General features: G+C 72.6%; 3 protein-coding genes. 2 read left to right on the forward strand and 1 reads right to left on the reverse strand.

From position 1 onward, the window contains the following. Positions 1 to 127 precede the first annotated feature (127 nt). Entirely contained in the window at positions 128 to 448 is a 321-nt protein-coding gene (locus ACRYR9_RS19510) for an L-rhamnose mutarotase (protein ID WP_432495560.1), read from the forward strand. A gap of 46 nt (positions 449 to 494) precedes the next feature. Here the strand turns inward: ACRYR9_RS19510 and ACRYR9_RS19515 are convergent, their stop codons facing one another. Continuing rightward, positions 495 to 1,151, reverse strand: a complete 657-nt coding sequence (locus ACRYR9_RS19515) for an LbetaH domain-containing protein (RefSeq protein ID WP_432495562.1) — start codon at positions 1,149 to 1,151, stop codon at positions 495 to 497. A gap of 316 nt (positions 1,152 to 1,467) precedes the next feature. Here ACRYR9_RS19515 and ACRYR9_RS19520 point away from each other — a divergent pair, with 316 nt between their 5' ends. After that, positions 1,468 to 3,972, forward strand: coding sequence for an ATP-dependent Clp protease ATP-binding subunit (locus ACRYR9_RS19520; protein WP_432495564.1), 2,505 nt, complete (start codon positions 1,468 to 1,470; stop codon positions 3,970 to 3,972). Positions 3,973 to 4,101: the final 129 nt, after the last annotated feature.

Consider the following 4,101-nt stretch of genomic DNA (forward strand, 5'->3'; position numbering starts at 1 on the left):
CGGCGCGCGGGGGGCGCCCGCGCCCCCCGCGGGGGGGGCGGCGGGGGGCCCCCGCCCCCCTCGGTGCGTCCCCGGCCGGGCACCTGGTTGGATCGGCACCCCGACCCCACGGAGAGGTGGACCTGCGGTGGCCGAGCGCGCCTGCTTCCTCATGCACCTGCGTCCCGAGCTGGTGGACGAGTACCTCACCGCCCACGAGCACGTCTGGCCCGAGATGCTCGAGGCCCTCAGCCGCGCCGGCTGGCGCGACTACTCGCTGTTCCTGCGCCGCGAGGACGGCCTCGTCGTCGGCTACTGCGTGGCCGACGACTTCGAGGCGGCCGTGGCGGCCATGGACCGCGAGGAGGTCAACGAGCGCTGGCAGGCCACCATGGCCCGCTTCTTCGCCACCGGCGAGCACCCGGACCGCTCCATGGAGCGGCTGGAGGAGTACTTCCACCTGGCGTGAGCCGCCCGGCCCCGCCGCCCGGACGGGGCGGGGCCGGCGGGCGGGCTCAGCGGCCGCGGGCCTCCTGCTCGCGGCGGGCCACGGCCTCGGGCAGCGCCATCATGCGCGGCGGCGGCGCCAGGACCCGCACGTTCGGCTTGACGTTGGTCATGACCGTGGCGTTCGGGCCGATGACGGCGTCGTCGCCCACGGTGACCCCGCCGACGACCACGGCGCCGGCCCCCACCGACACGCCCCGCCCCAGGACGGGCGCCTGCTGGGCGAAGCGCTCGCCGTCGCCCATGCCCGCACCGATGGACACGCCCTGGCGGATGATGCAGTCGTCGCCGATGCGGCTGCGCGGGTGGACCACGATGCCGTTCTGGTGGGCGATGCGCACCCGCCGGCCCAGGACCGTGGTCGGCGGCAGCTCGATGCCGTACAGGTTGCGCACGACCACGTGGCCCAGGGAGCCCAGCTTGCGGCCCACCGGGCGCGCCCACGCCGGGAGCGCCTCGCTGCGGGCCCACGCCCCCAGGCGGTGCACCACCACGGCGTGGGTGCCCGGCCTCAGCGCGCCGCCGTTGACCGCCACGTCCTCCCGCAGCTGCGCCAGCAGCCCGATCCGCTCGTCACCGGTGCCGGCCGCCCCCGCGGCCCCGCCCGCCGCCCCCGCGCCGCCCGGCCCCGTCGAGCCCGTCCCGGTCACCTCGTCCGTCTGCACGTGCCGCCCCCCTCGTCGTGCCGGCGTCCCGTGCCGCCGGCGGTGCGTCCCCGACGCTACGGGAGGACGGTGGCCGCGGGGCACGGCTCCGGCCCCCGGTCGCCGGAGTGTCGCCCGCTCGCCGTCCGCCCCTGGCGAACGCCGTGGCGGAACACCCCCCGCGGGGCGCAGGTTGGACAGGGAGACAGGGTCACGGCCCCTTCCGGGTGCCTGCGGCGACGCGGGCGACGTGAAGGTGTCGGGGCCCGGGACTAGCATCGGAACGGTCCGTGGGGGATGGTCCCCCGAGGACCCGACCACCCGCGAGGAGCGCCGCATGTTCGAGAGGTTCACCGACCGCGCCCGACGGGTCGTCGTCCTGGCCCAAGAAGAGGCCCGGATGCTCAACCACAACTACATCGGGACCGAGCACATCCTGCTCGGCCTGATCCACGAGGGCGAAGGCGTCGCAGCGAAGGCCCTCGAGTCGCTGGGCATCTCCCTGGACGCCGTCCGCGAGCAGGTCCAGGAGATCATCGGGCAGGGCCAGCAGGCCCCGTCCGGCCACATCCCCTTCACCCCCCGCGCCAAGAAGGTGCTGGAGCTGTCCCTGCGCGAGGCGCTGCAGCTCGGGCACAACTACATCGGGACCGAGCACATCCTGCTCGGCCTCATCCGGGAGGGCGAGGGGGTCGCCGCCCAGGTCCTCGTCAAGCTCGGCGCCGACCTCAACCGCGTCCGCCAGCAGGTCATCCAGCTGCTGTCCGGCTACCAGGGCAAGGAGCCCGCCACCGCCGGCGGTCCCCAGGAGGGCACCCCCTCCGGCTCGCTGGTGCTGGACCAGTTCGGCCGCAACCTCACGCAGGCCGCCCGCGAGGGCAAGCTGGACCCGGTCATCGGCCGCGACCCGCAGATCGAGCGCGTCATGCAGGTCCTGTCGCGCCGCACCAAGAACAACCCGATCCTCATCGGCGAGCCCGGCGTCGGCAAGACCGCCGTCGTCGAGGGCCTGGCCCAGTCCGTCGTGCGCGGCGAGGTGCCCGAGACCCTCAAGGACAAGCAGATCTACACCCTCGACCTCGGCGCGCTCGTGGCGGGCTCCCGCTACCGCGGCGACTTCGAGGAGCGCCTGCGCAAGGTCCTCAAGGAGATCCGCACCCGCGGCGACATCATCCTGTTCATCGACGAGATCCACACCCTCGTCGGGGCCGGTGCCGCCGAGGGTGCCATCGACGCCGCCAGCATCCTCAAGCCGATGCTCGCCCGCGGTGAGCTGCAGACCATCGGGGCCACCACCCTCGACGAGTTCCGCAAGCACATCGAGAAGGACCCGGCCCTGGAGCGGCGGTTCCAGCCCATCCAGGTGCCCGAGCCGACGCTGCCGCACGCGATCGAGATCCTCAAGGGCCTGCGCGACCGCTACGAGGCGCACCACCGGGTCTCCATCACCGACGCCGCCCTGGTCGCCGCCGCCACCCTGGCCGACCGCTACGTCAACGACCGCTACCTGCCCGACAAGGCGATCGACCTGATCGACGAGGCGGGCGCGCGGTTGCGCATCCGCCGCATGACCGCACCGCCGGACCTGCGCGAGTTCGACGAGCGCATCGCCGACGTGCGCCGCGAGAAGGAGTCCGCGATCGACGCGCAGGACTTCGAGAAGGCGGCCTCGCTGCGCGACAAGGAGAAGAAGCTCCTGGCGCAGAAGGGCGAGCGCGAGAAGCAGTGGAAGTCCGGCGACATGGACGTCATCGCCGAGGTCGACGAGGAGCTGATCGCGGAGGTCCTGGCCACGGCCACGGGCATCCCGGTCGTCCGGCTGACCGAGGAGGAGTCGGCGCGCCTGCTCAACATGGAGGCCGAGCTCCACAAGCGCGTCATCGGCCAGAACGACGCCATCAAGGCGCTGTCCCAGGCCATCCGGCGCACCCGCGCCGGCCTGAAGGACCCCAAGCGCCCCGGCGGCTCGTTCATCTTCGCCGGTCCCACCGGCGTCGGTAAGACCGAGCTGGCCAAGGCGCTGGCGGAGTTCCTCTTCGGCGAGGAGGACGCGCTCATCCAGCTGGACATGAGCGAGTTCTCCGAGAAGCACACCGTCTCGCGGCTGTTCGGCTCCCCGCCCGGCTACGTCGGGTACGAGGAGGGCGGCCAGCTGACCGAGAAGGTGCGCCGCAAGCCGTTCTCCGTCGTCCTGTTCGACGAGGTGGAGAAGGCCCACCCGGACATCTTCAACTCGCTGCTGCAGATCCTCGAGGACGGCCGCCTGACCGACTCGCAGGGCCGCGTGGTGGACTTCAAGAACACCGTGATCATCATGACGACCAACCTGGGGACGCGGGACATCTCCAAGGGCGTCGGGACCGGGTTCGCCGCGGGGTCGCAGACCAAGCAGACGAACTACGACCGGATGAAGTCCAAGGTCAACGACGAGCTCAAGCAGCACTTCCGGCCCGAGTTCCTCAACCGCGTCGACGACATCGTCGTCTTCCCGCAGCTGACGCAGGACGAGATCATCCAGATCGTCGACCTGTTCCTCGCGCGGCTGGACGAGCGCCTCAAGGACAAGGACATGGGCATCGAGCTCACCCCGTCCGCCAAGGTGCTGCTGGCGACCAAGGGCTACGACCCCGTCCTGGGGGCGCGCCCGCTGCGCCGCACGATCCAGCGCGACATCGAGGACGTCCTGTCCGAGAAGATCCTCTTCGGCGACCTGCGCCCCGGCCAGATCATCTCGGTCGACACCGAGGGCGAGGGCGCGGAGCAGAAGTTCACCTTCGAGGGCACCACCAAGGAGGACGTGCCGGTCACGCTCTCCCTGGGCAAGGGCACCGACGGGCAGTGAGCCCGCCCGGCGGGCGGGGCGTGCCGCGCCCCGCCCGCCGGCCCTCCAAGCCCCCCACCAACTATCCCCCGCGCCCACCCACCACCCCGCAACCCCCCACTCCCCCCCGGCGCCCAAACCGTTTACCCC

Source organism: Kineococcus auxinigenes, assembly GCF_050871525.1.
In the GTDB taxonomy this organism is placed as follows: domain Bacteria; phylum Actinomycetota; class Actinomycetes; order Actinomycetales; family Kineococcaceae; genus Kineococcus.